The sequence below is a fragment of the Variovorax sp. FW301-JW7 genome (genome assembly GCF_058788795.1).
This window is the reverse complement of record NZ_JBYTBC010000004.1, coordinates 1-24,680: the sequence shown is the minus strand read 5'-3', so window position 1 is coordinate 24,680 and position 24,680 is coordinate 1. Positions and strand designations below refer to the sequence as shown.

The window sequence follows — 24,680 nt, the reverse complement described above, 5'->3', positions numbered from 1 at the left end:
TAGGTATCAATTGGTGTGCTTTTGTCTGCAAGAATTTTGGACGACCGGGCACACAGTCCGGCCTTCTGGAACCTTCATGCTTGACGTAGTGAAACCCGAAATCCTGGTGGTCGACGACGATCCCGAAGTCTGCGAGACGCTGGTCGACCTGCTGGAGTCGTCGGGCTTTCGCGCACAGGCCGTGCCGGACGGCCTGGCCATGGCAGCCCGGCTCGACCAACGCGCGTTCTCGCTCGTGATCATCGACCTGCGGCTGAAGAAGGAAGACGGCATCGAGCTCGCGCGCCAGCTGCGCACACGCTCGCGCATTCCGATCATCATCCTCACCGGCCAGGGCACGGCGGCCGATCGCATCCTGGGCCTCGAAACGGCCGTCGACGATTTCATCGCCAAGCCCTTCGACAACCGCGAACTGGTCGCGCGCATCCGCGCCCTGCTGCGTCGTTCGGCCGAGACCGGCATGCCGCGCTCGCTGCGCACCGACCGCCTGAGCCACGAGCGCTACCTGTTCGGCGACTGGTCGCTCAACATCACCGCGCGCGAGCTGCTGCACAGCGACGGCACGCCCTGCGAGCTGACGCACGGCGAGTTCGCCCTGCTCGAGGTCTTCGTGCTGCATGCGAACCGCGTCATCGACCGCGAGCAGCTGCTGCTCAAGACGCGCAGCGCCCAGTCGGATGCGGTGAGCCGCACGATCGACGTGCTGGTGTCGCGCCTGCGCCGCAAGATCGAGGACGACCCGGACCATCCGCGCTTCATCTGCACGGAACGCGGCGCGGGCTACCGCTTTGCCGCGAACGTGGTGCGCTGCTGAGTCGGCACCGCCCGCACCATGCAAGGCCCCCGCGCCCCCTCGCACGCGCCTGCGCGCACCCGCTCGCGCTCATGCAGCCTGCGCGGGCAGTGGATCTTCACCTTCGGCGTGCTGGCCATCACCACGCTGGTGCTGGCCGCCGTGGCGATGGTGGCGCTGTTCAACGCCAAGGCCGCGATCCAGGGCTTCGACGAACGCATCCTGCCGTCGGTGGCGAAGTCGCTCGCGCTGTCGGAGCGCGTCACGCACCTGGCGGCGGCGGCGCCGTACGTGGCGGAGGTCTCGATCTCGGCGCGCCTCAACCAGGAGAAGGCCGAGCTGCTGAAACGGCAGGACGAGGCGCGCGCGCTCGCGGCGCAGCTGCCGCCGGCCAGCGGATCGGCCACCGGCATCCCGCAGGTGCTCGGCGCGATGCAGGGGGTGCTGGAAGACCTGATCGAGTTCAAGCGCCGCGACCTCGCGCTGCGGGAAGAAGGCCGCGGGCGCATCCACGCGCTGAGCCAGATGGAGCACCGGATCGCGGACCTGCCCGAGCGCACCCGGTACGCGGCCGACCACGCGCTGCAGCTGCTGCGCGTGGCCCTGTACGCCCACAACACGCTCGACCTGGACGAGGCCGAGCGGGTCTATCGCGCCCACGCCGCTTCCGGCAACGCCTTGCGCATCGATGCGGCGGTCCGCGCGCAGATCGCCGCGCAGGCCGACAGCATCTTCGCGCTGCGCAGGCAGCACCTTGCGCTGCGCGACCGCAAGACCCTGTTGCTCACCTCCACGCGCATGCTCTCGGAAGACCTCACGCGCTCGGTCGACCGCCATGTGGCGGCGCTCAGCGCCGAGGTGTCGTCGCGCGAGCATTCGGTGGGCCTGATCGTGCGTTCGGGACTCATCGCAGTCACGCTCGCGCTGCTGGTGGCGGGCGCCGCGCTGATGCTCGGGTTCTGGAGCCTGCGCGATTCGATGCGCGACCTCACGCGCGTCACCTCCGCCATCACCGAGCTGTCGCACGGCAACGCCGGCGCACCGCCCGATGTCCCGCGGCGCGACGACGAGGTCGGCGCACTCATCCGCGCCTTCAACGTGTTCCGCGACAACACGCTGTCGATGCGGCGGATGGGCGCGGACATTTCGGAGCAGCGGCGCCTGCTGCGCACGGTGCTCGACAGCATCGACGACGGCCTGGGCGCGTTCGACGCCGAAGGCCGCCTGGTGGCCTGGAACCCGCGCTTCGCCGCGCTGCTGCGCCTGCCCGCGCAGGCGATCCATACCGGCGCGACGCTCGACGCGCTGCGCGCGGCGCTGCCGGCGCTGGCCGACGGCCGCCCCGGCGTCGACCTGCTGGGGCCGCCCGATGCGCAGCGGCGGCGCGGCGACTACCTGCTCGACAACGGGCAGGTGCTGGCCGTGCGCAACCACCCCATGCCGGCGGGCGGCTTCGTCACGCTGTACAGCGACCAAAGCGAGAGTCGCGCGCTCGAACGTCAGGTGCGCCAGGCGCAGAAGATGGAAGTGCTGGGCCAGCTCACCGGCGGCGTGGCGCACGACTTCAACAACCTGCTGGCGGCGGTCTTCAGCAACCTGCAGCTGCTGCAGGCGCGCGACGACCTGTCGCCCGACATGCGCCGGATCGTCGACCGCGCGTTCCGGGCCCGGCCAACTCAGTCGCGCAGTTCACGATCGCCTACAAGTAATCGCCGCACCCGCGGTCTTCGCACGCCGACCGACGCCCTTCGCATCGCGTCGGCGCGATACCGCCCAGGCCTCACGGCACCACCGCCCGATCGACACACGGCGGCAGGCGCCACCTCCCGTTTTCTTTTCTGCCCGCACGCCGGGCGCACCTCGTGGTGCGTCGGCGCGGTCGGGTGCGCGCGGTTCATGTGTCGGAAACGCGCCGAGGAATTTCTTCTATGTGCAGCAAGAACCGCTTCCGATGGACCCTTGCCGTCCTGCTGGCGCTGTGCCTTCCGTGGCCGGCCGGCGCGGGCATCACGCTCAGCGGCACGCGCGTGATCCTGGGCGAGAAGGACCGCGAGGCCTCCATCCCGGTAAAGAACACCAGCACCTCGCCCTACGTGGTCCAGACCTGGATCGACGCCGGCGAAGGCCAAAACAAGACCCCGCTGCTCGTCACGCCGCCGTTGTCGCGGCTCGATCCGGGCACGGAAAACATCCTGCGCATCATGCGCGTGGCCGGCGATCTGCCGGCCGACCGCGAGTCGGTGTTCTGGCTCAACGTCAAGGAGATCCCCGAGCGGTCGAAGGAGGAGAACGTGCTCCAGATCGCGGTGCGCAGCCGCATCAAGCTGTTCTACCGGCCGGCGCGGCTGGCGGGCAAGCCGGAAGAAGCGCGCACCCAATTGCAGTGGGTGGTGAGCCCCGGCCCCGAGGGGCGCGGCGCGGTGCTGCGGGTCGCCAATCCGTCGGCCTATCACGTGACGTTCACGGCGCTGGACATCAACGACGGCCAGCAGAAGATCAACGCGGACATGGTGCCGCCCTTCGGCGAAGCCAGCTATCCGCTGACCGCGGTGAAAACGCCCGAAGCGACCTGGGGGACACCGTGGAAGTCAAGAACGCCGCCATGCACGTGGTGCCCACGCGCGGCGCCGTGGTGGCCGCGCGCTTCGAGACCTCGGTGGGCTACCGGCTGCTGATCACGCTGACCAACGGCAAGGGACGCGCACTGCCGCTGGGCGCGCGGATCGAGAACGAGAGCGGCCAGGAAGTCGGCGTCGTCGGACCAGACGGCCAGGCCTTCGTCACGGGCGCAGGCGACAGCGGCCGCCTCACCGTGCGCTGGGGCCAGGACGCGGCGGACCAGTGCGAGGTGCCCTACCGCCTGCCGGTCGACCCCAGCCCCCCGCCCATCCGCGAACTGACCGCGCAATGCCGGACGCCGGACAGCGCGCCACCGAAGGGAATGAAATGAGCAGACCCATCCTGTTGAATGCATGCACCGCCGCCTCGGCCCTGGGCCTGCTGCTGTGCGCCTTCCCGGCGCAGGCCGCGTGCTACGTGACCAAGGGCTACGTGGAAAAAATCGTCAACATGAACATCGGCCGCGTCGTCATTCCCAACGACGCCACCGTGGGCACGGTGTTCAAGCAGCAGCTCTTTCCCCTGCCGCTGTCCGGCTCGACCAACAAGCCATGGACGTGCACGAAAGGCGGCGTCGTGAAAGGCGTGATGCTGCAGGGCACCCCCGTGCCGGGCTACGACCACGTGTTCACCACCAGCGTTCCCGGGGTGGGCATCCGCCTGTCGCGCTACTTCGACCAGAGCTCGGTCAACTTCTACCCGCACGAGCGCTCGACCAACGACGACTTCGGCGATTTCAACGCAGCGTCCCGCTTCCAAGTGGAGCTGTTCAAGACCGCACCCGTCACCGGCAACGGCCCGCTCGCGCAGGGCACCTACACCCGGTACTACAGCGTCGCCGACACGCAGTCGGTTCTCACGACAAACCTGCTGGGCGAAGGCATCACGATCATCACGCCCTCGTGTTCGGTCGACCTGGGCTCGCGCAACATCCTGGTGCAGTTCGGCAAGGTGCCGAAGGACGGCTTCAAGGGCCGCGGCAGCACCACGGCCGAACGCAAGTTCAGCATCAAGCTCAACTGCAAGGCCGGGCAGAACGCGCAGAACACGGTGTATCTGCGCATGGATGCGCCACAGGACCCGTCGAACGAACAAGGCGTGCTGCAACCCACGCGAGGCGCGCCGAACCTGGCGACCGGCGTGGGCATTCAGGTGATCGACGAGAAGAACGTGCCCGTGAAGTTCGGGGAAGAGACGCTGGTCGGCACCTCGCGCAACGGCGACTACGTGCTGAACTACACGGCCCGCTATTTCCAGACCGGCAACCAGGTGACACCGGGCCGGGCGGATGGCACCGCCACGTTCAGCATCGACTACAAGTAGAGGCGAGCGAAGGCCGATGCGTTGGCATGTCAGGAGCTGGTCAAGGAAGCATCATCCAGCGACGCGATCGGATCAATAAAGAAGCGCCCTCTGCCCAGAATCAAGACTCCTCGCACATTGCGGAAGCAGCCCCGGCGCCTTGCGGCAGACCCAAGGTCGCAGGCACGCTCCGCAGTGAGTTCTCGCAGCCCTTTGAAATAGACCAACCAGATGACACTCGAGGGAAAACTGTCCCTGGCCCTGCTGGACAACCGCAGCTCGCGCAGCAACTTGCTCCAGGACCGCCTGCGCACCATGGGCCACCGGCCCGTCATGTTCAGCAGCATCGGAGAACTGCTGAACACCCTGAGCCGCGGCAGCCGTTTCGACCTGCTGCTCGCCGCCCCGGATGCCATGGGCAGCGAGAGCCTGCTCACCGTGTGCTGGGTGCTGGGCATGCCGGCCCTCCCCATCACCGCGCAGGGCGAACCGGATGTGGTCGCACTGCCTTCCTATTTCGAAGACATGCCCCTGCTGGGCAGTGGTACCAACTTCGACCTGCGCCGCATCTCGAACGACGCACTGGTGCAGCACATGCAGACGCTCTACACGGAGCAGGACGCGGGCATCACCCCGCGCCAGACCACGCCAGACCGCTGGACCTGGGGCGAGTACCGCTTCGTCGACGGCAACAACACCGTGCTGCACCGCGACCGCGAGATCGCACTCCAGCCGCGGCAGTTTTCCTTTGCGCTCGAGCTGTTCCGCAACCTCGGCAACGTGCTGACGCGCTCCTGGCTCATGAGTTCGGTGTGGAAGCTCCCGCCCGAACGCCCCGTCACGCGCTCGCTCGACGCCTGCGCCACGAACGTGCGACGCAAGCTGTCGCTGCAGCGCGAGAATGGGTTCGTGCTGCGCGCGGTCTACGGGCAGGGTTACCAGCTGGTCTCGGTCAGCACGCCCGCACCGCCTTACCGGATGTGAACCCGGGGCCACGGTGCCCTGCTCCTTCAGCCATGGCAAGCGAAAGCGACCTCTTCCGAAGGTCGTTTTTTTTGGGGATTCCATTGCCGATCCAACGACCGGCGACAGCGAAACCGATGGCGCCCCGATATTCGTCGCCCTGGATCACCTTCATCTTGACGTTGGCCAACTCGATGCCGAAACCGCCCGACTTGACCTGCGCCTTCACGTTGGCGTCGACGACGCGCTTGATTGCCACCTGTGCTTTCACCTTCCGCTCCATCCGTTCGATGCTCTGCAATAGATCGGGCACGGTGGCCGGAATCCCTACCCGCGTTGGGTAGTTCCGCCGCTTGTCCGCGAGACCACTTGCCGGGACGGCCGAAAGGGTCGCATCTGCCCACGGCACATGGCCGTTCTGTCGGGGAGGTCAATGGGAGGACTTCTCGCGAAGCACTTTCGCTTTGTGCGCCGAGGGCGATGGCGGCGCAGGAACGCGGGCCGCAAACTGAAAAGCCCCTGATTCCATTCGGAATCAGGGGCTTCGAAGAGTGGTGGCCTGGGGCGGAATCGAACCACCGACACGCGGATTTTCAATCCGCTGCTCTACCAACTGAGCTACCGGGCCTTGGTGTGCAGCCTCAAATTATACAGCGCTTCTGCGGCCTCGCGAAAGGTCCACGCCAAGTTGTTTGAGTTTTCTATAAAGATGGGTGCGCTCGAGGCCGGTTTTCTCGGCCACACGGGTCATCGAACCGTTTTCCATCGCGAGGTGGAACTCGAAGTAGGCCTTCTCGAAACCATCGCGCGCATCGCGCAGCGGTCTGTCGAGGTCGAAGCTCTGGGTCGACTGCGGGCCCGCGTCGGCCACCGGCACAGCCGCGAGCGACGCCATCAGCAGGCTGTCGCCCGTGGTGGTGATGGCGGCGGCCTGATGGGCACCCGTGGGCGGCGGCACCACGCCGGCGGCGGTGCGGCGGGCGCTCTCGCGTGCCAGCCCCTGCTCCACCGCCTTGAGCAGCTTCTGCAGCGTGATGGGTTTTTCGAGGAACGCGAAGGCGCCGATGCGCGTGGCATCGACCGCGGTGTCGATGGTGGCGTGCCCGCTCATCATGATGACGGGCATGCTCAGCAGGCCCGCGGTCGACCACTCCTTGAGCAAGGTGACGCCGTCGGTGTCCGGCATCCAGATGTCGAGCAGCACGAGATCGGGCCGGGCGCGTTGTCGGGCCGCGCGGGCTTCGGCGGCGTTTTCCGCGAGCTCCACGTTGTGGCCTTCGTCATTGAGAATTTCGAAGAGCAGGTCCCTGATGCCCAGCTCGTCATCGACCACGAGAATGTTTGCCATGAGTGCTGCTTGTTGTATGCGCTGGTGTGTATTGATCCGCTCCCGATCCAGCCCCTATGCGCTGGATTCGCCGGTACTCAGGCGGACGAAGATTTCGAATCTTCGGTGTGAGCGACCGCTGCCCGCGGTTCGCCTGCCAGCGCGAATGATAGCGAGACTTGCGCCCCTGCCACAGCCCCGTCGACGACCCGGTTGGAAAGCTCGATGCGCGCGCCGTGTTCGTCGGCGATCTTCTTGACGACGGCCAGGCCCAAACCGGTACCTTTTGTTTTCGTCGTGACGTAGGGCTCGAAGGCGCGCTTGAGGATGTTTTCGGCAAAGCCGGGCCCGCTGTCCTGCACGGTGAGGCGCACGCGCTGGCCCGAGTCGCCCAGCCGGGTGCGGATGACGACCTCGCCCACCCGGCCCGTGCCGCTGGCGGCGGCCTCGGCGGCGTCCTGTGCGTTCTGCAGCAGGTTGTGCACGACCTGGCGGATCTGCTGTTCGTCGCCGCGCACGGGCGGGCAGCGCTCGTCGAGCTCCGAGCGCAGCGTGATCGGCAGGTTCTCGGCGTGGTACAGCTGCAGCACGTCGGCCAGCAGCGCATTGAGGTCGACCGGCTTGAGGTCGGCCGCGGGCAGCCGTGCGTAGTCGCGGAATTCGTTCACCAGCCGCTTCATCGCATCGACCTGGTCGACGATGGTCTTGACCGACTTCATCAGGATGGCCTGCTCGGGGGCCGCCACCTTGCCCGAGAGCTTCATCTCGAGCCGCTCGGCCGACAGCTGGATCGGCGTGAGCGGATTCTTGATCTCGTGCGCCAGGCGCCGCGCCACCTCACCCCAGGCCTGTGCGCGCTGGGCCGAGACGATTTCCGAGATGTCGTCGAACACCAGCAGCCGCGCATCGCCCGGCAGCTCTGCACCGCGCGCCACGATGTTGATGGCGTCGTCCTGCTGCGGCAGGTCGTGGCCTGTGGCGTGCAGCTCGAAGGCGTGCTGCCAGTGGTCCAGGCCGTGCTGCATGCGCTCTACCAGGAACTCGTCGAACTGCTGTTGCACCTTGGCGCCGAAGTCGGCCAGCCCCGGCACCTCGACCAGCGCCTTGCCTTCGTAGGCGGCGAGCGGCGCGCGCAGCACGCGGGTGGCGCCCGGGTTGGTGGACAGCACGGTGCCCTTGGCGTCGAGCACGATCACGCCCGAGGTCAGGTTGTCGAGGATGGTCTGCAGGTTGCCGCGGGCGGCATCGAGCTGGTCCATGGTCTTCTCGACCGCGCCGCGGGCATCGGCCAGCTGCTGGGTCATGACCGCGAAGGAACGCGTGAGGCCGCCCAGCTCGTCCTTGCCCTGCAGCACGGCAGTGGGCCGCAGGTCGCCGGCGGCCACCTGGCGCACGCCGTCGGCCAGCACGAGCAGCGGGCGCGCCAGCTGGTTGCCGAAGAGCACGGCCAGCAGCACGGCGCCGAACACCGCGAGGAACAGGCTCAGCGTGAGCGTGCCGATGTACATGCGGCGCAGGCCCTCGCGCGCGAGAGCCCGCTCCTGGTACTCGCGGTTGGCTTCCTGCACGGCCAGGGCGTTGGCAACCACCGCCGGCGGCAGTGGCCGCGTGACCTGCAGGTAGCGCGGCGCAGTGTCGAAATCGAAGCCCGGTCGCTGCACCATGGCGAGCGCGCGCACGCTGGCGCTCGGCGGCGTGGCGCTGGGCAAGGCGGTTTCTTCCAGGCCCTCGACATGCGCGACGGCGCGGTCGGGCCGCACCTGGCGGAACTGCTGCGCCGTCGGCCGCTCGGGGTTGAGCTGGAAGCGCGACGCCCCGGCGCTGGCCACCAGCTGGCCCGAGCCGGTCCAGAGGATCACGTCGCTGGCTTCGAGCTGGTCGCGGATGCGCTCCAGCAGCAGCCCCGCGCTCGCGTCGGGCACCTGCGCCAGCTGGGCGCTGGCGGTGCGGGTTTTCGCAGCGAGGTCGTCGGAGAGCGAATCGAGAGTGGCGCGGCCCAGGTTCAAGCCGGCATCGAGCGCGCCTTCGACCTTGACGTCGAACCAGCTCTCGATCGAGCGCGCGACGAACTGGTAGGACACCACATAGACCAGCGCCCCCGGCACCACCCCCACGAGCGCGAAGATGGCGGCGAGCTTGATCAGCAGCCGGCTGCCGAACTTGCCCTGCCGCAGCCGCCGCAGCAGCCGGAACGCGACCCAGCCGATCACCAGCACCAGCAGCACGGCCACCACCACGTTGATGCCGAACAGGCGCACGTAGTAGCGCTCGTACAGCGCGCGGTTGTTGGTGGCCTGCGCGAGCAGGAACATCAGCACCAGGCCGATGGCGGTGACCATCGCGGCGCCGACGCCCACGGCCCAGCGCAACGCGCGCGAGCGGCGGGCGGCAGGCGTGGCCGCGGCGCCGCTGCGCGGCTTGGTGCTCACCGCTGCTTCTCCAGCGGCAGCCGGGCGGTGCGCTCGGCGGCGATGTTCCATTCGGCCTGCCCGACCATGCCGATCTGGAAGGGACGCGGCAGCTGCGAGGTGTCGAGCCGGAAACGGAAGGTGACCTGGTGCAGCGGTTCGTCGCCGATCTCGGCGGCGTCGCCCAGCCGCAGGCGGCCGATGCGCTTGATGGCCTCGAGCGCGTCGCCGAGGCTGTCGAAATTCTGGTTCAGCGAGATGCCGAAGCCGGCGGCGCCGGTGATCGGCACCGGCGACACGTTCAGCCGCCAGCGGCGCGTGAGGGGCTGGTAGGCCAGCCGCATGTGGCGCGCCACCTGGGCGACCTTGCGGTCGGTCCAGTACCAGCGCTCCTGGAAGACCTCGGCTTCGGCCACGAAGTAGATGGCGATGCCCTTGTCGAGCACGTCTTCCACCAAGGTGGGCAGCTCGAACTGCACGGCGGCGCTGAGGTACACGCCGTCGTCGGCCTGCTCCAGGCGCATCTGGGTGATGGTGGCGCCACCGGCGCGGGCCTGGGCGGTGGCGGCGGCCGGGAACAGGGCCATCCACAGGGCCCAGACCAGTAGCAGGCCGGCCAGCAGGATCGACCGGCGGCCGTCAGTGCGGCGCGGGTTTTTCAAGCAGGGCGTAGAAGAAGCCGTCGTGGTCACCAGAGGGATTGTCCGGGACGCCACGGGCATTCGCCCCACTTTGAGGCAGCAAGTGTCCCGGGGACGGCAGCAATCGGGCATCGGTGTTGCGTACAAGAAACGCATCAATTTGTTGCGAGCCTTCTTCACGGAACACGGAACAGGTGCAGTAAAGCAGCCGGCCGCCGGGCCGCACGAGCGGCCAGAGCGCGGCCAGCAGCGTCGCCTGCTGGGTCGCCAGCTGGGCGGTGTCGCTCTCGCGGCGCAGCCAGCGCACATCGGGATGGCGCCGCACGATGCCCGAGGCGGTGCACGGCGCGTCCAGCAGGATGGCGTCGAACAGGGCGCCGTCCCACCAGTCGGCGGTGCGGCCGGCATCGGCCACCACCACCTTGGCCTTCAGGCCGAGGCGGGCGAGCGTCTCGTCGATGCGGCGGCTGCGCACGGCATCGACCTCCAGCGCGGTCACCTCGACGGCGTCGGCGCCGGCCCGTTCGATCAGGTGCGCGGTCTTGCCGCCGGGGGCGGCGCAGGCGTCGAGCACGCGCAGCGGCGCGGCGCCGGGCTTGGCGGGCAGCAGGCCGTCTAGCAGCAAGGGGGCCGCGAGCTGCGCGGCGGCGTCCTGCACGGAGCAGGCGCCGTCGGCGAAACCGGGCAGCTGCTGCACCGGGCGGGCCCGTGTCAGCTGCAGGCCATCGACGCCGACGCGCGTGGCGCCGAGGCCCACGGCCTCCAACTCCAGCAGGTAGGCGGCTGGCGTCGATTGCAGCGCGTTGACGCGCAAGGTCATCGGCGCCTGGGCGTTGTCGGCCGACAGCACACGCTGCCAGTCGCGCGGGTGGTCGCGCTTGAGGCGCTCGATCCACCAGCGCGGATGGTTCCACTGCGCAACCGGTTCTGTGTCGGTGGCGGCCACGAGTTCGTCGCGCTCGCGCAGGAAGCGGCGCAGGCAGGCGTTGATGAAGCTGGCCTGTGCCCGCGTTGCCGGGTTGCGCTTGGCGGCTTCCACGGCCTGGTCGACCAGCGTGAAGGGTTCGTAAGGGGCGTGGTCGCTGTGCCAGGCCAGCGCGAGCGCGGTGCACAGCAACGCGTCGGGCAGCGGTGGCGGCGTGCGCTTGGCCAGGTGGCGGCGCAGCGCCTCGGCGCGGCCGAGCCAGCGCAGCACCTGGAAGCCCAGGGCCTGCACGCCGGGGCGCAGCGCGGGCTCGACGGCCTCGAACGCGACGGTGCCCGAGGTGCCGGCGCGAATCGACGCCAGCGCCCCTGCGGTCAGTTGCAGTTGGCGCCAGAGCGGCGGTTGTTGCGGCGCCGAGGAGGCGCTGCCCGAAGAGGGGTCGGAGGAGAGATCTGCTGGCAAGTTGGAGCCGATGGTAACGGGCGAGAAAGACAGCACGCCGCGCGGTGGGAATGGGAACGAAGGCGTTACCCGCCTGTCGTCAGGTCGAGGCCGGTCAGAGCAAGGGCGCCGCCGGCCGCAGCCGCACGATCCAGGCCACCAGCAGCGCCGGGAACTGGGCGATGCCGGCGTTGTACTGCGCCACGGCCAGGTTGAACTGGCCGCGCGCGATTTCCGCCGCCGCCGACGGCTCGGGCCAGGCGATGGGCGCGGCCGGATCGGACGCGCCACCGAGGCCGGGCATCAGCGGCGCGGGCCGCGACAGCGTGCCGTCCGCGTCGAACACGGTGACCGCGCCCGGGTACTGGCGCCGCCATGCGGCGATGAGCACCTGCAGCGCGGTGGCCAGCGCCGCCATGCTGCCCGGGTCGAGCGGGCGCACCCGCGTCGCGCCGAGCAGGGTCGCGAGCTGCGTCGTGGCGGCCTGCAGCGGCGCCACGGTGGGCGCGCCTTCGGGCGGCGTCTCGGGCCGCGGTGCAGCGGTGATGCTGGCCTGGACGAAATCGAGCTGCTTGCGCAGCGCCACGTCGAGCACGGCGTAGGCCTGCAGCACGGCGGCGCGCAGACGCACGAGCCGGTTGTAGGCGCCCACGAACCAGAACAGCAGCAGCGCGGCAACGAGCCATCCGGCCAGCGAATCGGGCAGGACGCTCATCGGAAACAGAACCTCTTGGTCATCGGTCGGAACCCAGGAAACACAAAGAAAAACGCCCCCCGACCAGAGCGGTCGGGGGGCGTGGGCAACCGGTCATGCCGGTGATGCTAACCAGTTATTCGGTCGCGGCGCCTTCGTTGGCGTCCACCGTGCTGGTCGTCGCATCGCTGTCGCTCGAGCCGGCCAGATCGGCGGCTTCCGACTCGGCGATGGCGCGGCGCTCGGCTTCGTCCATGGCGTCCTTGACCTTGCGGGCCTGGTGGTAAGCCATGCCGGTGCCTGCGGGAATCAGGCGACCGACGATGACGTTTTCCTTCAGACCGCGCAGTTCGTCGCGCTTGCCCATGATCGCGGCTTCGGTCAGCACGCGCGTCGTTTCCTGGAACGAAGCCGCCGAGATGAACGAGTCGGTCGACAGCGACGCCTTCGTGATACCCAGCAGCAGGTTGGTGAACGTCGCGGGGATCTTGCCTTCGGCGCGCAGGGCGTCGTTGGTGTTGAGCATTTCGCTGCGTTCGACCTGTTCGCCGGAGATGTAGCTCGTGTCGCCGATGTTGTCGACCACGACGCGGCGCAGCATCTGGCGAACGATCACCTCGATGTGCTTGTCGTTGATCTTCACACCCTGCAAACGGTACACGTCCTGCACTTCGTCCACGATGTAGCGCGCGAGTTCTTCCGAACCCAGCAGGCGCAGGATGTCCTGCGGGTCCGCCGGACCGTCGACCACGCTTTCGCCCTTGTTCACCACCTGGCCTTCGTGCACCAGGATGTTCTTTTCCTTCGGCACGAGGTCTTCGTAGACGCCGCCTTCGGGATCGGTGATCTGCAGGCGGATCTTGCCCTTGGTCTCTTTACCGAACGACACGGTACCGGTCATTTCGGCCAGCATGCCCTTGTCCTTCGGCGAACGGGCTTCGAACAGCTCGGCCACGCGCGGCAGACCGCCGGTGATGTCTCGGGTCTTCTGACCTTCGACCGGGATGCGTGCCAGCACTTCGCCGGGGCCCACGTCCTGACCGTCGCGGATCTGCACCAGGGCGCCGATCGGGAAGCCGATCGTCACCGAGTGGTCGGTACCGGGGATCTTCACTTCGAGGCCTTGGGCGTCGATCAGCTTGACCTGCGGACGCACGACCTTGGCAGCGCCGCGGCGCTTCGGGTCGATCACGACCAGGGTCGACAGACCGGTCACTTCGTCCACCTGCTTGGCAACCGTGAGGCCTTCCTCGACGTTCTCGAACTGCGCCTTGCCGGCGAACTCGGTAATGATCGGGCGGGTCAGCGGGTCCCAGTTGGCGAGCACGTGGCCGGCCTTGATCTGCTGGTCGGCCTTGACCGTCAACGTGGCGCCGTACGGCACCTTGTGACGCTCGCGCTCACGGCCGTGCTCGTCATGGATGACGATCTCGCCCGAACGCGAAATCACGACCAGCTCGCTCTTGCTGTTGGTCACGTAGCGCATCGTGGCGTTGAAGCCGATCGAGCCGTTCGACTTGGCTTCCACGCTCGAGGCGATGGCAGCGCGCGAAGCGGCACCACCGATGTGGAAGGTACGCATCGTCAGCTGCGTGCCGGGTTCGCCGATGGACTGGGCAGCGATCACACCGACGGCTTCGCCGATGTTGATCAGGCCGCCGCGGCCCAGGTCGCGGCCGTAGCAGGTCGCGCAGATGCCGAAACGCGTTTCGCAGGTCAGCGCGGTGCGGACCTTGACTTCGTCGACGCCCTGGGCTTCCAGTGCTTCGATGTTGTCTTCGTCGAACATCTCGCCGGCCTTGAGCAGCACCGAACGGTTTTCCGGGTGCAGCACGTCGTCCGCAGCCGAGCGGCCCAGGATTCGGTCGCGCAGCGACTCGATCACTTCACCGCCTTCGACGATCGCGCGCATCAGGTAACCGCCGTGCGTGCCGCAGTCCTGCTCGGTAACCACCAAGTCTTGCGTCACGTCGACCAGACGACGGGTCAGGTAACCCGAGTTCGCCGTCTTCAGCGCCGTGTCGGCCAGACCCTTACGGGCACCGTGGGTGGAGATGAAGTACTCCAACACGTTCAGGCCTTCGCGGAAGTTCGCGGTAATGGGCGTCTCGATGATCGAGCCGTCCGGCTTGGCCATCAGGCCCCGCATACCGGCCACCTGGCGAATCTGCGCTGCGGAACCGCGGGCGCCGGAGTCGGCCATCATGTAGATGGAGTTGAAGGACTCCTGCTCGACTTCCTTGCCGTGGCGGTCGATGACCTTCTGCTTGGACAGCTTGGCCATCATGACCTTCGACACTTCGTCGCCGGCCTTGCCCCAGATGTCCACCACCTTGTTGTAGCGCTCGCCGGAGGTCACGAGACCGGAGACGTACTGCTGTTCGATCTCCTTCACTTCCTTGGCGGAGCGCTCGATGATGCCGTGCTTTTCAGCGGGCACCAGCATGTCGTCGATCGCGATCGAGATGCCGGCCTTGGTCGCCAGGCGGAAGCCGTTTTGCAGCAGCTTGTCGGCGAACACGACGGTCTCTTTCAGGCCGCACTTGCGGAACGAGACGTTGATGAGCTTGGAGATTTCCTTCTTCTTCAGCGCCTTGTTGATGTTCGAGAACGGCAGGCCCTTCGGCAGGATCTCGGACAGCAGGGCACGGCCCACGGTGGTGTCCACGAGCGAGGTCGACGGCGTGAACACGCCGGTTTCCTTGTCCTTGGTGTACTCCGTGATACGCACCGCGACCTTGGCGGTGAGTTCGACTTCGTTGGCGTCCAGCGCGCGCTGCACTTCACCGATGTCGGAGAAGATCAGGCCCTCGCCCTTGCCGTTGATGCGGTCGCGGGTCGTGTAGTACAGACCCAGCACCACGTCCTGCGAAGGAACGATCGACGGTTCGCCCGAAGCCGGGAACAGCACGTTGTTGGAGGCCAGCATCAGCGTGCGGGCTTCCATTTGTGCTTCCACCGACAGCGGCACGTGGACAGCCATCTGGTCGCCGTCGAAGTCGGCGTTGAAGGCCGCGCAAACGAGCGGGTGCAGTTGGATGGCCTTACCTTCGATCAGGATCGGCTCGAACGCCTGGATGCCCAAACGGTGCAGCGTAGGCGCACGGTTCAGCATGACCGGGTGTTCCTTGATCACTTCTTCCAGGATGTCCCAGACCACCGGCGTGCCCGATTCGACTTCCTTCTTGGCAGCCTTGATCGTCGTCGCGATGCCCATGGCTTCGAGGCGCGAGAAGATGAAGGGCTTGAACAGTTCGAGCGCCATCAGCTTGGGCAGGCCGCACTGGTGCAGCTTGAGCGTCGGGCCCACCACGATGACCGAACGGCCCGAGTAGTCCACACGCTTGCCCAGCAAGTTCTGGCGGAAACGACCGCTCTTGCCCTTGATCATGTCGGCCAGCGACTTCAGTGCGCGCTTGTTGGCGCCCGTCATGGCCTTGCCGCGACGACCGTTGTCCAGCAGCGAGTCGACTGCCTCTTGCAGCATCCGCTTTTCGTTGCGCGCGATGATTTCCGGAGCCTTCAGCTCCAGCAGGCGGCGCAGACGCGAGTTGCGGTTGATGACGCGGCGGTACAGGTCGTTCAGGTCGGAGGTCGCAAAGCGGCCGCCGTCCAGCGGCACCAGCGGACGCAGGTCCGGTGGCAGCACGGGCAGCACTTCGAGCACCATCCAGTTGGGCTTGATGCCCGACTTGCGGAAGGCCTCGAGCACCTTCAGGCGCTTGGAGTTCTTCTTGACCTTGACTTCGGAGCCGGTCAGGTCGCCGCGCAGGCGTTCGATCTCGCTGTCGAGTTCGATGCCTTCGAGCAGGTCCTTGATGCCTTCGGCGCCCATCTTGGCGATGAACTCGTCACCGTATTCCTTGCGCTTGGCGTCGTAGTCGTCCTCGGACATGATGCCGAACTTCTTCAGCGGGGTCATGCCGGGGTCGGTGATCACGTACGCTTCGAAGTACAGCACGCGTTCGATGTCGCGCAGCGTCATGTCGAGCACGAGGCCCAGACGCGACGGCAGCGACTTCAGGAACCAGATGTGGGCGCAGGGCGCGGCCAGGTCGATGTGACCCATGCGCTCGCGACGCACCTTGGTCTGCGTGACTTCAACGCCGCACTTCTCGCAGATCACGCCGCGGTGCTTCAGGCGCTTGTACTTGCCGCACAGGCACTCGTAGTCCTTGATGGGGCCGAAGATCTTGGCGCAGAACAGGCCGTCGCGCTCGGGCTTGAACGTGCGGTAGTTGATCGTCTCAGGCTTCTTCACCTCGCCGAAAGACCACGAACGGATCTTCTCGGGCGAAGCCATGCCGATCTTGATGGCATCGAAATGCTCATCGGGCGTGAATTGCTTGAACAGGTCGAGTAGCGATTTCATAAGACTCTTTCCCTTTTCAACTTAGGAACGCTCGAGCTCGATGTCGAGACCCAGCGAACGAATTTCCTTGACCAGCACGTTGAACGATTCCGGCATGCCGGCTTCGATCGAGTGCTCGCCCTTGACGATGCTTTCGTACACCTTGGTACGGCCTTGCACGTCGTCGGACTTCACGGTCAGCATTTCCTGCAGGACGTAGGCGGCGCCGTAAGCTTCCAGCGCCCACACTTCCATTTCACCGAAACGCTGGCCGCCGAACTGCGCCTTGCCGCCCAGCGGTTGCTGCGTGACGAGCGAGTACGGACCGGTCGAACGGGCGTGCATCTTGTCGTCCACCAAGTGGTGCAGCTTCAAGAAGTGCATGTAGCCGACGGTGACGGGACGCTCGAACTGGTCGCCGGTGCGGCCGTCGTACAGGTACGCCTGCGTGCGCGTATCGGTCAGGCCCTTGAGCTTGGCGATGTCGTCCGGGTAGGCGAGCTTCAGCATGCCGCGGATTTCTTCTTCCGAGGCGCCGTCAAACACCGGCGTCGCGAAGGTCGCGCCGCTTTGCAGGTTGGCCGCCATGGCGAGCAGCTCGGTGTCGCTCAGCTGGTCGAGCTCTTCCTTGCGGCCCGAGCCGTTGTACAGCTGCTCCAGGAACTTGCGCAGCTCGGCCACCTTGGCCTCTTGCTGCAGCAGGTCGCCGATGCGCTGGCCGATGCCCTTGCCGGCCCAGCCCAGGTGCACTTCAAGCACCTGGCCCACGTTCATCCGCGAAGGCACGCCCAGCGGGTTCAGGCAGATGTCGCACGGCGTGCCGTCGGCCATGTGGGGCATGTCTTCGACCGGAACGATCTTGGACACCACACCCTTGTTGCCGTGACGGCCGGCCATCTTGTCGCCGGGTTGCAGGCGGCGCTTGACGGCCAGGTAGACCTTGACCATCTTGAGCACGCCCGCGGGCAGCTCGTCGCCTTGCGTGAGCTTCTTGCGCTTTTCTTCGAACGCGAGGTCGAAGCTGTGGCGCGTCTGCTCGAGCGAGTTCTTGATCGACTCGAGCTGCGAAGCCACTTCGTCTTCCGCCGGGCGGATGTCGAACCAGTGGAACTTCTCGACCGACGACAGGTAGGCCTTGTCGAGCTTGGTGCCCTTGGCCAGCTTGTTCGGGCCGCCGTTGGCGACCTTGCCGGTCAGCAGCTTCTCGATACGGTCGAACGCGTCGGCTTCGACGATGCGCAGCTGGTCGTTCAGGTCGAGGCGGAAGCGCTTGAGTTCATCGTCGATGATCTGCTGGGCGCGCTTGTCGCGCTGGATGCCTTCACGGGTGAACACCTGCACGTCGATCACGGTGCCTTGCGAGCCCTGGTCCACACGCAGCGAGGTGTCCTTCACGTCGGAAGCCTTCTCGCCGAAGATGGCGCGAAGCAGCTTCTCTTCCGGCGTCAGCGTGGTCTCGCCCTTCGGCGTGACCTTGCCCACCAGCGTGTCGCCCGGCTGCACTTCGGCGCCGACATAAATGATGCCGGATTCGTCGAGGCGGTTGAGCTGCTGCTCGGCCAGGTTCGGGATGTCGCGCGTGATTTCTTCGGCGCCCAGCTTCGTGTCGCGGGCCATCACCACCAGTTCCTCGATGTGGATCGAGGTGTAGCGGTCTTCGGCGACGACGCGTTCGGAGATCAGGATCGAGTCTTCGAAGTTGTAGCCGTTCCAGGGCATGAACGCGATCAGCATGTTCTGGCCGAGGGCCAGTTCGCCGAGGTCGGTCGATGCGCCGTCGGCCACCACGTCGCCCTTGGCGATCTTGTCGCCGCGCTTGACGATCGGACGCTGGTGGATGTTGGTGTTCTGGTTCGAACGCTGATACTTGATCAGGTTGTAGATGTCCACACCGACTTCACCGGCAGCCGCTTCGGCGTCGTTCACGCGCACCACGACACGGGTCGCATCGACGTAGTCGACGATACCGCCACGGGTGGCCGTGACCACGGTGCCCGAGTCGACCGCGGAAACGCGCTCGATGCCGGTACCGACCATCGGCTTTTCGGGACGCAGCACAGGCACGGCCTGACGCTGCATGTTGGCGCCCATCAACGCGCGGTTCGCATCGTCGTGCTCCAGGAACGGCACGAGCGAAGCGGCCACCGACACGATCTGCGCGGGCGACACGTCCATGTACTGGATGCGCTCGGCACCGACCAGGATCGATTCGCCGGCTTCACGCGCCGAGACCAGGTCGCCGGTCAGCGTGCCGTCCTTGTCCAGGACCGCATTGGCCTGGGCGATGACGTACTTGCCTTCTTCGATGGCCGACAGGTAGTCGATGTCCATCGTGACCTTGCTGTCGACCACGCGACGGTACGGCGTCTCGATGAAGCCGTATTCGTTCAGGCGGGCGTACAGGGCCAGCGAGTTGATCAGACCGATGTTCGGGCCTTCAGGCGTTTCGATCGGGCACACGCGGCCGTAGTGGGTCACGTGCACGTCGCGCACTTCGAAGCCTGCACGTTCACGCGTCAGACCACCCGGGCCAAGGGCCGACACGCGGCGCTTGTGGGTGATTTCGGACAGCGGGTTCGTCTGGTCCATGAACTGCGACAGCTGCGACGCACCGAAGAATTCCTTCAGCGCGGCCGAGATCGGCTTGCTGTTGATCAGGTCGTGCGGCATCAGCGGCTCTTGCTCGGCCTGACCCAGACGTTCCTTCACGGCCTTCTCGATACGTGCCAGGCCGGTGCGGTACTGGTTCTCGGCCAGTTCGCCGACGCAACGCACGCGACGGTTGCCAAGGTGGTCGATGTCGTCGACTTCGCCGTTGCCGTTGCGCAGGTCCACGAGGATCTTGACCACGGCCAGGATGTCTTCGTTGGTCAGCACCATCGGGCCGGTCGATTCGTCGCGGCCGACCTTGGCGTTGAACTTCATGCGGCCCACGCGCGACAGGTCGTACGTGTCCGGGTTGTAGAACAGGCGCTGGAACAGGGCCTGCACCGCGTCTTCCGTCGGCGGCTCGCCGGGGCGCATCATGCGGTAGATGGCCACGCGCGCGGCGAACTCATCGACGGTTTCGTCGATGCGCAGCGTTTGCGAGATGTACGCGCCCTGGTCCAGTTCGTTCGTGTAGATGACCTGGATGTCCTGCACGCCGGCCGTGCGCAGCTTCTTGAGCAGCGCTTCGGTCAGCTCGTCGTTGGCCTTGGCCAGGATTTCGCCGGAGTCGGCGTCGACGATGTTGCGGGCGATCACGCGGCCGATCAGGAAGTCTTCCGGCACGCTGATGTGCGTGGTGCCGCCCTGCTCGAGTTCACGCGTGTGGCGCGCGGTGACGCGCTTGTCCTTGGCGACCACGACCTTGCCCGACTTGTCGGTGATGTCGAAGCGCGCGACTTCGCCGCGCAGGCGCTCGGAGACGAACTCCATCTGCGCGCCGCTGTCCATCAGGCGGAAGTTGTCGTTCACGAAGAAGTTCGCGAGGATCGATTCCGGGTTCAGGCCGATGGCCTTCAGCAGGATCGTGACCGGCATCTTGCGGCGACGGTCCACGCGGAAGTACAGCATGTCCTTCGGGTCGAACTCGAAGTCGAGCCACGAACCACGGTAGGGAATCACGCGGGCCGAGAACAGCAGCTTGCCCGAGCTGTGCGTCTTGCCCTTGTCGTGTTCGAAGAACACGCCAGGCGAACGGTGCAGCTGCGAGACAATCACGCGCTCGGTGCCGTTGATGATGAACGAACCCTTGTCGGTCATGAGCGGCACTTCGCCCATGTAGACCTCTTGTTCCTTCACTTCCTTGACCACCTTCGACTGCGAGGTCGACGACTCGCGGTCATAGATGATGAGCTGCACCTTGGCGCGCACGGCCGAGGCGAAGGTCAGACCGCGGGTCTGGCACTCACGCACATCGAACGCCGGCTTTGCCAGGTTGTACTCGAGGAACTTCATCTCGACGAAACCGTTGTGCGAGACGATCGGGAAGGCGGCGTCGAACGCGGCCTGCAGGCCTTCGACGGTGCGTTGTTTGGGGGCGATGCCGGCTTGCAGGAACGCGGTGTACGCGTCTTTCTGCATCTGCAGCAGGTAAGGGATTTCGACGACGCTGTCGCGGTTACCGAAACTTTTTCGGATGCGCTTGCGTTCGGTGTAACTGTACGCGGACGATTGGGCCATGAGAGCTCCGGTGCTTGAGATCTTCAGCGACTTGTCAGCAATGCCGGGCGAACGGCACCACTGCTTGGCGGCTGGCCACTACCAGCCGTTGGCGGACGGCGATGCATTGCACATCGCCCGAACCAAGGGGTCTTCTGCAGTCGGGTTCAGAAGACACTCAAAAATCGTCTTGGCTTTTGCTTTTTCATCGACCTTTCGGTCTCTGAGAAAAGCGGCGCCAAGCCGGCTTTTGGGTGCGCTCTGAAAGCGGCAAAGGCTGGAGGGCCTTTTCAGGCACCTCCAGCCCTCTAGGGGGTCTGAATTACTTCAGTTCCACCTTGGCGCCGGCATCTTCCAGCTTCTTCTTGGCGGCTTCAGCGTCAGCCTTCGACAGGCCTTCCTTGACAGCCTTGGGAGCGGCTTCCACCAGGTCCTTGGCTTCCTTGAGGCCCAAGCCGGTGATTTCGCGCACGGCCTTGATCGCCGACACCTTGTTCGCGCCAGCATCCATCAGCATGACGTTGAATTCGGTTTGCTCTTCAGCGACTGCAGCAGCAGCGCCACCGCCGGCAGCGGGTGCCGACATGGCTGCGGCGCTCACGCCAAACTTCTCTTCGATGGCTTTCACCAGGTCGTTGAGTTCCAGGACCGTCATGCTGTCGAGCGCGGTCAGAAATGCGTCTTTGTCGAATGCCATTTTTGTTTCCTAACAATTGGGTTGAATATTCAAAAACGAGGGCGCGCTCAGGCGGCCTGCGCTTCTTCTGCCGGTGCATCGGCGACGGGTGCAGCTTCGCCACCACCACGCTTCTCGGCCAGCGCCGCGAGCACGCGGGCGGTACGAGAGATCGGGGATTGCATCAAGCCCAGCAGTTGCGCCAGCAGCACTTCCTTGGAAGGGATGTTGGCCAGTTGCTTCACGCCTTCGACGTCCAGGGCCTTGCCACCGAATGCGCCACCGCGAATCACCAACTTGTCGTTGGTCTTCGCGAAATTGGCCACCACCTTAGCGGCAGCCACAGCGTCTTCGGAGAAGCCATAGATCAGCGGACCGGTCATCTGGTCGCCGACGATCTCAAACGGGCTGCCAGCGACAGCACGGCGAGCCAGCGTGTTCTTCAGAACACTCAGGGTCACACCGTTGCTGCGCGCTTCGCTGCGCAGTTTGGTCATATCGGCCACCGTGATGCCACGGTATTCCGCCATCACGAGCGTTTGAGCTTTTGCGGCGAGGCTGGTCACATCACTGATGACCGCTTCTTTCTCACTGCGATTCAGACTCAAGGTCTACTCCTTTTAATGCGACCTTCGGCCGGGGCCTCGGATCGCGCTTCATGCAGCGACCAACTGTTTCGGAACAAAAATCAAATTCCTTGCAGTGGGGTCGCCATCTGCGCTGGATACCGGAAGGATCGATCCGGCCATTAAGTGCAGCGCCCTGCACACCAGCGGTCTTGGATGGCTCGCGGCAACCGAAGCTGCCGCGACCCACCACATCCGCCCTCTCCTTGCGGGAGAGGGCAAATCTCTTTAGCTCGCCGAGATGGTTTGCGTGTCCACGCGGACACCCAGACCCATGGTCGACGACACAGCCACCTTGCGCAGGTACACACCCTTGCTGGTCGCGGGCTTGGCCTTGACCAGAGCGTCGATCAGCGCAGCGAGGTTGCCTTGCAGCTTGTCGTTGTCGAACGAGCGACGGCCGATCGTGCCGTGGATGATGCCGGCCTTGTCGACGCGGAACTGGACCTGGCCAGCCTTGGCGTTCTTGACAGCGGTGGCGACGTCAGGCGTCACGGTGCCAACCTTGGGGTTGGGCATCAGGCCGCGCGGGCCGAGGATCTGACCGAGCGTACCGACGACGCGCATGGCGTCAGGGGCAGCGATCACGACGTCGAAAGGCATGTCGCCAGCCTTGACCATCGCAGCCAGGTCGTCCATGCCGACGATGTCGGCGCCGGCGGCCTTGGCTTCTTCAGCCTTGGCGCCTTGGGCGAACACGGCGACGCGCTTGGTCTTGCCGGTGCCGTTCGGCAGCACGACAGCACCGCGAACCACTTGGTCCGACTTCTTCGCGTCGATGCCCAGTTGCACGGCCACGTCGATCGATTCGTCGAACTTGGCGGTGGCGGCGTCCTTGACGATGACGATGGCGTCAGCCAGGGGGTACAGCTTGTTGCTGTCGACCTTGCCTTCGAGCGACTTTTGCTTCTTGGTGATCTTGGACATTTACACGCCCTCCACATTCACGCCCATCGAGCGGGCCGAGCCGGCGATGGTGCGAACTGCTGCGTCGAGGTCGGCGGCAGTCAGGTCCTTCATCTTGGCCTTGGCAATTTCTTCGAGCTGAGCGCGCGTGATCTTGCCGACCTTGTCGGTGTGCGGACGGGCCGAGCCCTTGTCCAGCTTGATGGCCTTCTTGATCAAGGTGATCGCCGGGGGCGTCTTGATGATGAAGGTGAAGCTCTTGTCAGCGAACGCGGTGATGACCACCGGCAGCGGCAGACCCGGCTCGACGCCTTGGGTTTGCGCGTTGAACGCCTTGCAGAACTCCATGATGTTCAGACCGCGCTGACCCAGTGCGGGACCGATCGGCGGGGACGGGTTGGCCTTACCAGCTGGCACTTGCAGCTTGATGAAGCCGACGATTTTTTTCGCCATGCTTTGCTCCTTGCGGGTGATATCGCCTTGGCTTTCGCCGCGGCTCCCCGGGGTTAAACGACTCTTCGATCAAGGCCGCGCGCCGAGTCGGACAACGCGCAGCCGGAAACTGGCAGGCCCACCCGAAGGCAGGCCATGGGATCAGGTCTTCTCGACCTGACCGAATTCGAGCTCCACCGGGGTGGCGCGGCCGAAAATCATGACCGACACACTGACCTTGCTCTTCTCGTAGTTGACGTCTTCCACCGTGCCATTGAAGTCGGTGAACGGGCCTTCCTTGACGCGCACGAACTCACCCACGGTGAACTCGACCTTGTGACGCGGCTTCTCGGTGCCCTGCTGCATCTGGTTGACGATGTCCTCGACCTCTTTCTGCGAGATCGGGGCCGGACGGTTCTTGGCGCCGCCCACGAAACCCGTCACCTTGTTGGTGTGCTTCACCAGGTGCCAGCTCTCGTCGTCCATGATCATTTCGACCAGCACGTAGCCCGGGAAGAAGCGACGCTCGGTGGTGCGCTTCTGGCCGTTCTTGATCTCAACCACTTCTTCGGTCGGAACCAGGATGCGGCCGAACTTGTCCTGCATGCCGGCGCGGGTGATGCGCTCGGTGATGTTGCGCTCGACAGCCTTCTCCATGCCCGAGTAGGCATGCACCACGTACCAACGCAGATCAGGGTTGGTGGCGGGAGCCAGGAGAGGGTTTTGCTCTTCTTCCGGCGTGCTCGGCGTGGTTTCAACTGCGTCGTCGGTCATTATTTTCTCCAGCCCAGAATGAGGTCAAAGAACACCCATTCGAGCGTCTTGTCGGTGAGCCAGAGGAAGACGGACATGATCGCCACGAAGGCGAACACATAGGCCGTCATCTGCATCGATTCCTTGCGGGTCGGCCACACGACCTTCTTGACCTCGCGCCACGAGTCACGACCGAAAGCCCACAGCTGACGGCCATTCTCGGAGCTGCCGAAGGCGCCCACGGCCGCGGCCAGGCCGACCAGCAGCGCAGCCCATTGCACCAGCGAGCCTTGGCGCGACAGCAGGTAGAACGCGACGATCGCGCCCACTGCCAGCACCACCGCCGCAGCCAGCTTGGCTTTGTCGGCACCCGTGCTCACGGTTTCGATTTGAGAAGTGGCCATGTCGGCTGATTTCCTGTGACCTTGCGGCCTTCAATTCAATGCGTCTCTTGAGACGCCGAAGCCCATCGGATCGCGATGGGCTTGTCGGGGTGCCACCTAGGTGGCAGGGGCAGTAGGAATCGAACCTACAACCTTCGGTTTTGGAGACCGACGCTCTGCCAATTGAGCTATACCCCTCCGGTACTCTTTACGCTTGGCTTAGATGTCGAGGATCTTGGCCACGACGCCCGAACCCACGGTACGGCCGCCTTCACGGATGGCGAAGCGCAGGCC

At 65.7% G+C, this 24,680-nt stretch carries 21 protein-coding genes and 2 tRNA genes; 6 read left to right on the top strand and 17 right to left on the bottom strand.

Going from position 1 to position 24,680, the window contains the following annotated elements; translation table 11 throughout:
* Positions 1-76 precede the first annotated feature (76 nt).
* The 6 genes from AC3WQM_RS11980 to AC3WQM_RS11955 all read left to right on the top strand — a co-directional run bounded on the left by AC3WQM_RS11980 (position 77) and on the right by AC3WQM_RS11955 (position 5,698).
* On the top strand, positions 77-814 hold the full coding sequence (locus tag AC3WQM_RS11980; protein ID WP_492678911.1) for a response regulator: 738 nt from the start codon (positions 77-79) through the stop codon (positions 812-814).
* A gap of 18 nt (positions 815-832) precedes the next feature.
* On the top strand, positions 833-2,824 hold the full coding sequence (locus AC3WQM_RS11975; RefSeq protein ID WP_492678909.1) for a PAS-domain containing protein: 1,992 nt from the start codon (positions 833-835) through the stop codon (positions 2,822-2,824).
* The gene (locus tag AC3WQM_RS11970; RefSeq protein WP_492678907.1) at positions 2,722-3,468 is read left to right on the top strand and encodes a fimbrial biogenesis chaperone; all 747 of its coding nucleotides are present in this window, start codon (positions 2,722-2,724) and stop codon (positions 3,466-3,468) included. Before AC3WQM_RS11975 ends, AC3WQM_RS11970 begins: the two co-directional genes overlap by 103 nt.
* A complete protein-coding gene (locus AC3WQM_RS11965; protein WP_492678905.1) occupies positions 3,396-3,743 on the top strand; it encodes a FimD/PapC C-terminal domain-containing protein in 348 nt (115 codons plus the stop codon). Before AC3WQM_RS11970 ends, AC3WQM_RS11965 begins: the two co-directional genes overlap by 73 nt.
* The gene (locus AC3WQM_RS11960; protein ID WP_492678903.1) at positions 3,740-4,735 is read left to right on the top strand and encodes a fimbrial protein; all 996 of its coding nucleotides are present in this window, start codon (positions 3,740-3,742) and stop codon (positions 4,733-4,735) included. The genes AC3WQM_RS11965 and AC3WQM_RS11960 overlap by 4 nt, the downstream gene beginning before the upstream one ends.
* A 210-nt stretch (positions 4,736-4,945) precedes the next feature.
* Complete coding sequence (locus tag AC3WQM_RS11955) at positions 4,946-5,698, top strand: winged helix-turn-helix domain-containing protein (RefSeq protein WP_492678901.1); 753 nt, start codon at positions 4,946-4,948, stop codon at positions 5,696-5,698.
* Here AC3WQM_RS11955 and AC3WQM_RS11950 read toward each other — a convergent pair.
* The 17 genes from AC3WQM_RS11950 to AC3WQM_RS11870 all read right to left on the bottom strand — a co-directional run.
* Positions 5,667-5,990 (bottom strand): hypothetical protein, encoded by a 324-nt coding sequence (locus AC3WQM_RS11950; protein WP_492678899.1) that lies wholly within the window; start codon positions 5,988-5,990, stop codon positions 5,667-5,669. The genes AC3WQM_RS11955 and AC3WQM_RS11950 overlap by 32 nt on opposite strands.
* Before the next feature lie 239 nt (positions 5,991-6,229).
* Positions 6,230-6,305: transfer RNA gene (locus AC3WQM_RS11945), tRNA-Phe, on the bottom strand.
* A gap of 18 nt (positions 6,306-6,323) precedes the next feature.
* Positions 6,324-7,025, bottom strand: a complete 702-nt coding sequence (locus AC3WQM_RS11940) for a response regulator (RefSeq protein ID WP_062480363.1) — start codon at positions 7,023-7,025, stop codon at positions 6,324-6,326.
* 77 nt (positions 7,026-7,102) lie between these two features.
* The gene (locus AC3WQM_RS11935) at positions 7,103-9,433 is read right to left on the bottom strand and encodes a sensor histidine kinase (protein WP_492678897.1); all 2,331 of its coding nucleotides are present in this window, start codon (positions 9,431-9,433) and stop codon (positions 7,103-7,105) included.
* Positions 9,430-10,074 (bottom strand): DUF4390 domain-containing protein, encoded by a 645-nt coding sequence (locus AC3WQM_RS11930; RefSeq protein WP_489060766.1) that lies wholly within the window; start codon positions 10,072-10,074, stop codon positions 9,430-9,432. The genes AC3WQM_RS11935 and AC3WQM_RS11930 overlap by 4 nt, the downstream gene beginning before the upstream one ends.
* On the bottom strand, positions 10,052-11,440 hold the full coding sequence (rsmB, locus tag AC3WQM_RS11925; RefSeq protein ID WP_492678895.1) for a 16S rRNA (cytosine(967)-C(5))-methyltransferase RsmB: 1,389 nt from the start codon (positions 11,438-11,440) through the stop codon (positions 10,052-10,054). The genes AC3WQM_RS11930 and rsmB overlap by 23 nt, the downstream gene beginning before the upstream one ends.
* Before the next feature lie 94 nt (positions 11,441-11,534).
* Complete coding sequence (locus AC3WQM_RS11920; protein ID WP_139701540.1) at positions 11,535-12,134, bottom strand: LemA family protein; 600 nt, start codon at positions 12,132-12,134, stop codon at positions 11,535-11,537.
* A gap of 115 nt (positions 12,135-12,249) precedes the next feature.
* Complete coding sequence (gene rpoC, locus AC3WQM_RS11915) at positions 12,250-16,485, bottom strand: DNA-directed RNA polymerase subunit beta' (protein ID WP_489060759.1); 4,236 nt, start codon at positions 16,483-16,485, stop codon at positions 12,250-12,252.
* Positions 16,486-16,506: 21 nt separating this feature from the next.
* Positions 16,507-20,631: a DNA-directed RNA polymerase subunit beta gene (gene rpoB / locus AC3WQM_RS11910; RefSeq protein ID WP_489060757.1), complete on the bottom strand. Its 4,125-nt coding sequence runs from the start codon at positions 20,629-20,631 to the stop codon at positions 16,507-16,509.
* Positions 20,632-20,932: 301 nt separating this feature from the next.
* Positions 20,933-21,307 carry a 50S ribosomal protein L7/L12 gene (gene rplL, locus AC3WQM_RS11905; protein WP_489060755.1) on the bottom strand — a complete coding sequence of 125 codons (375 nt, stop codon included), beginning with the start codon at positions 21,305-21,307 and terminating at the stop codon, positions 20,933-20,935.
* A gap of 47 nt (positions 21,308-21,354) precedes the next feature.
* Positions 21,355-21,894, bottom strand: coding sequence for a 50S ribosomal protein L10 (gene rplJ / locus AC3WQM_RS11900; protein WP_056584633.1), 540 nt, complete (start codon positions 21,892-21,894; stop codon positions 21,355-21,357).
* A 246-nt stretch (positions 21,895-22,140) separates the two neighbouring features.
* Positions 22,141-22,839, bottom strand: a complete 699-nt coding sequence (gene rplA, locus AC3WQM_RS11895; protein ID WP_056584630.1) for a 50S ribosomal protein L1 — start codon at positions 22,837-22,839, stop codon at positions 22,141-22,143.
* Positions 22,840-23,271, bottom strand: a complete 432-nt coding sequence (gene rplK / locus AC3WQM_RS11890; protein ID WP_056584627.1) for a 50S ribosomal protein L11 — start codon at positions 23,269-23,271, stop codon at positions 22,840-22,842.
* Between the two features lie 141 nt (positions 23,272-23,412).
* Positions 23,413-24,024: a transcription termination/antitermination protein NusG gene (gene nusG, locus AC3WQM_RS11885; RefSeq protein ID WP_492678893.1), complete on the bottom strand. Its 612-nt coding sequence runs from the start codon at positions 24,022-24,024 to the stop codon at positions 23,413-23,415.
* Positions 24,024-24,407: a preprotein translocase subunit SecE gene (secE, locus tag AC3WQM_RS11880; protein ID WP_062479313.1), complete on the bottom strand. Its 384-nt coding sequence runs from the start codon at positions 24,405-24,407 to the stop codon at positions 24,024-24,026. Before secE ends, nusG begins: the two co-directional genes overlap by 1 nt.
* A gap of 101 nt (positions 24,408-24,508) precedes the next feature.
* Positions 24,509-24,584 (bottom strand) — tRNA-Trp (locus tag AC3WQM_RS11875).
* Between the two features lie 21 nt (positions 24,585-24,605).
* Positions 24,606-24,680 (bottom strand): EF-Tu C-terminal domain-related protein (locus tag AC3WQM_RS11870; protein ID WP_492679784.1); only part of this gene is annotated, 75 nt, incomplete at its 5' end.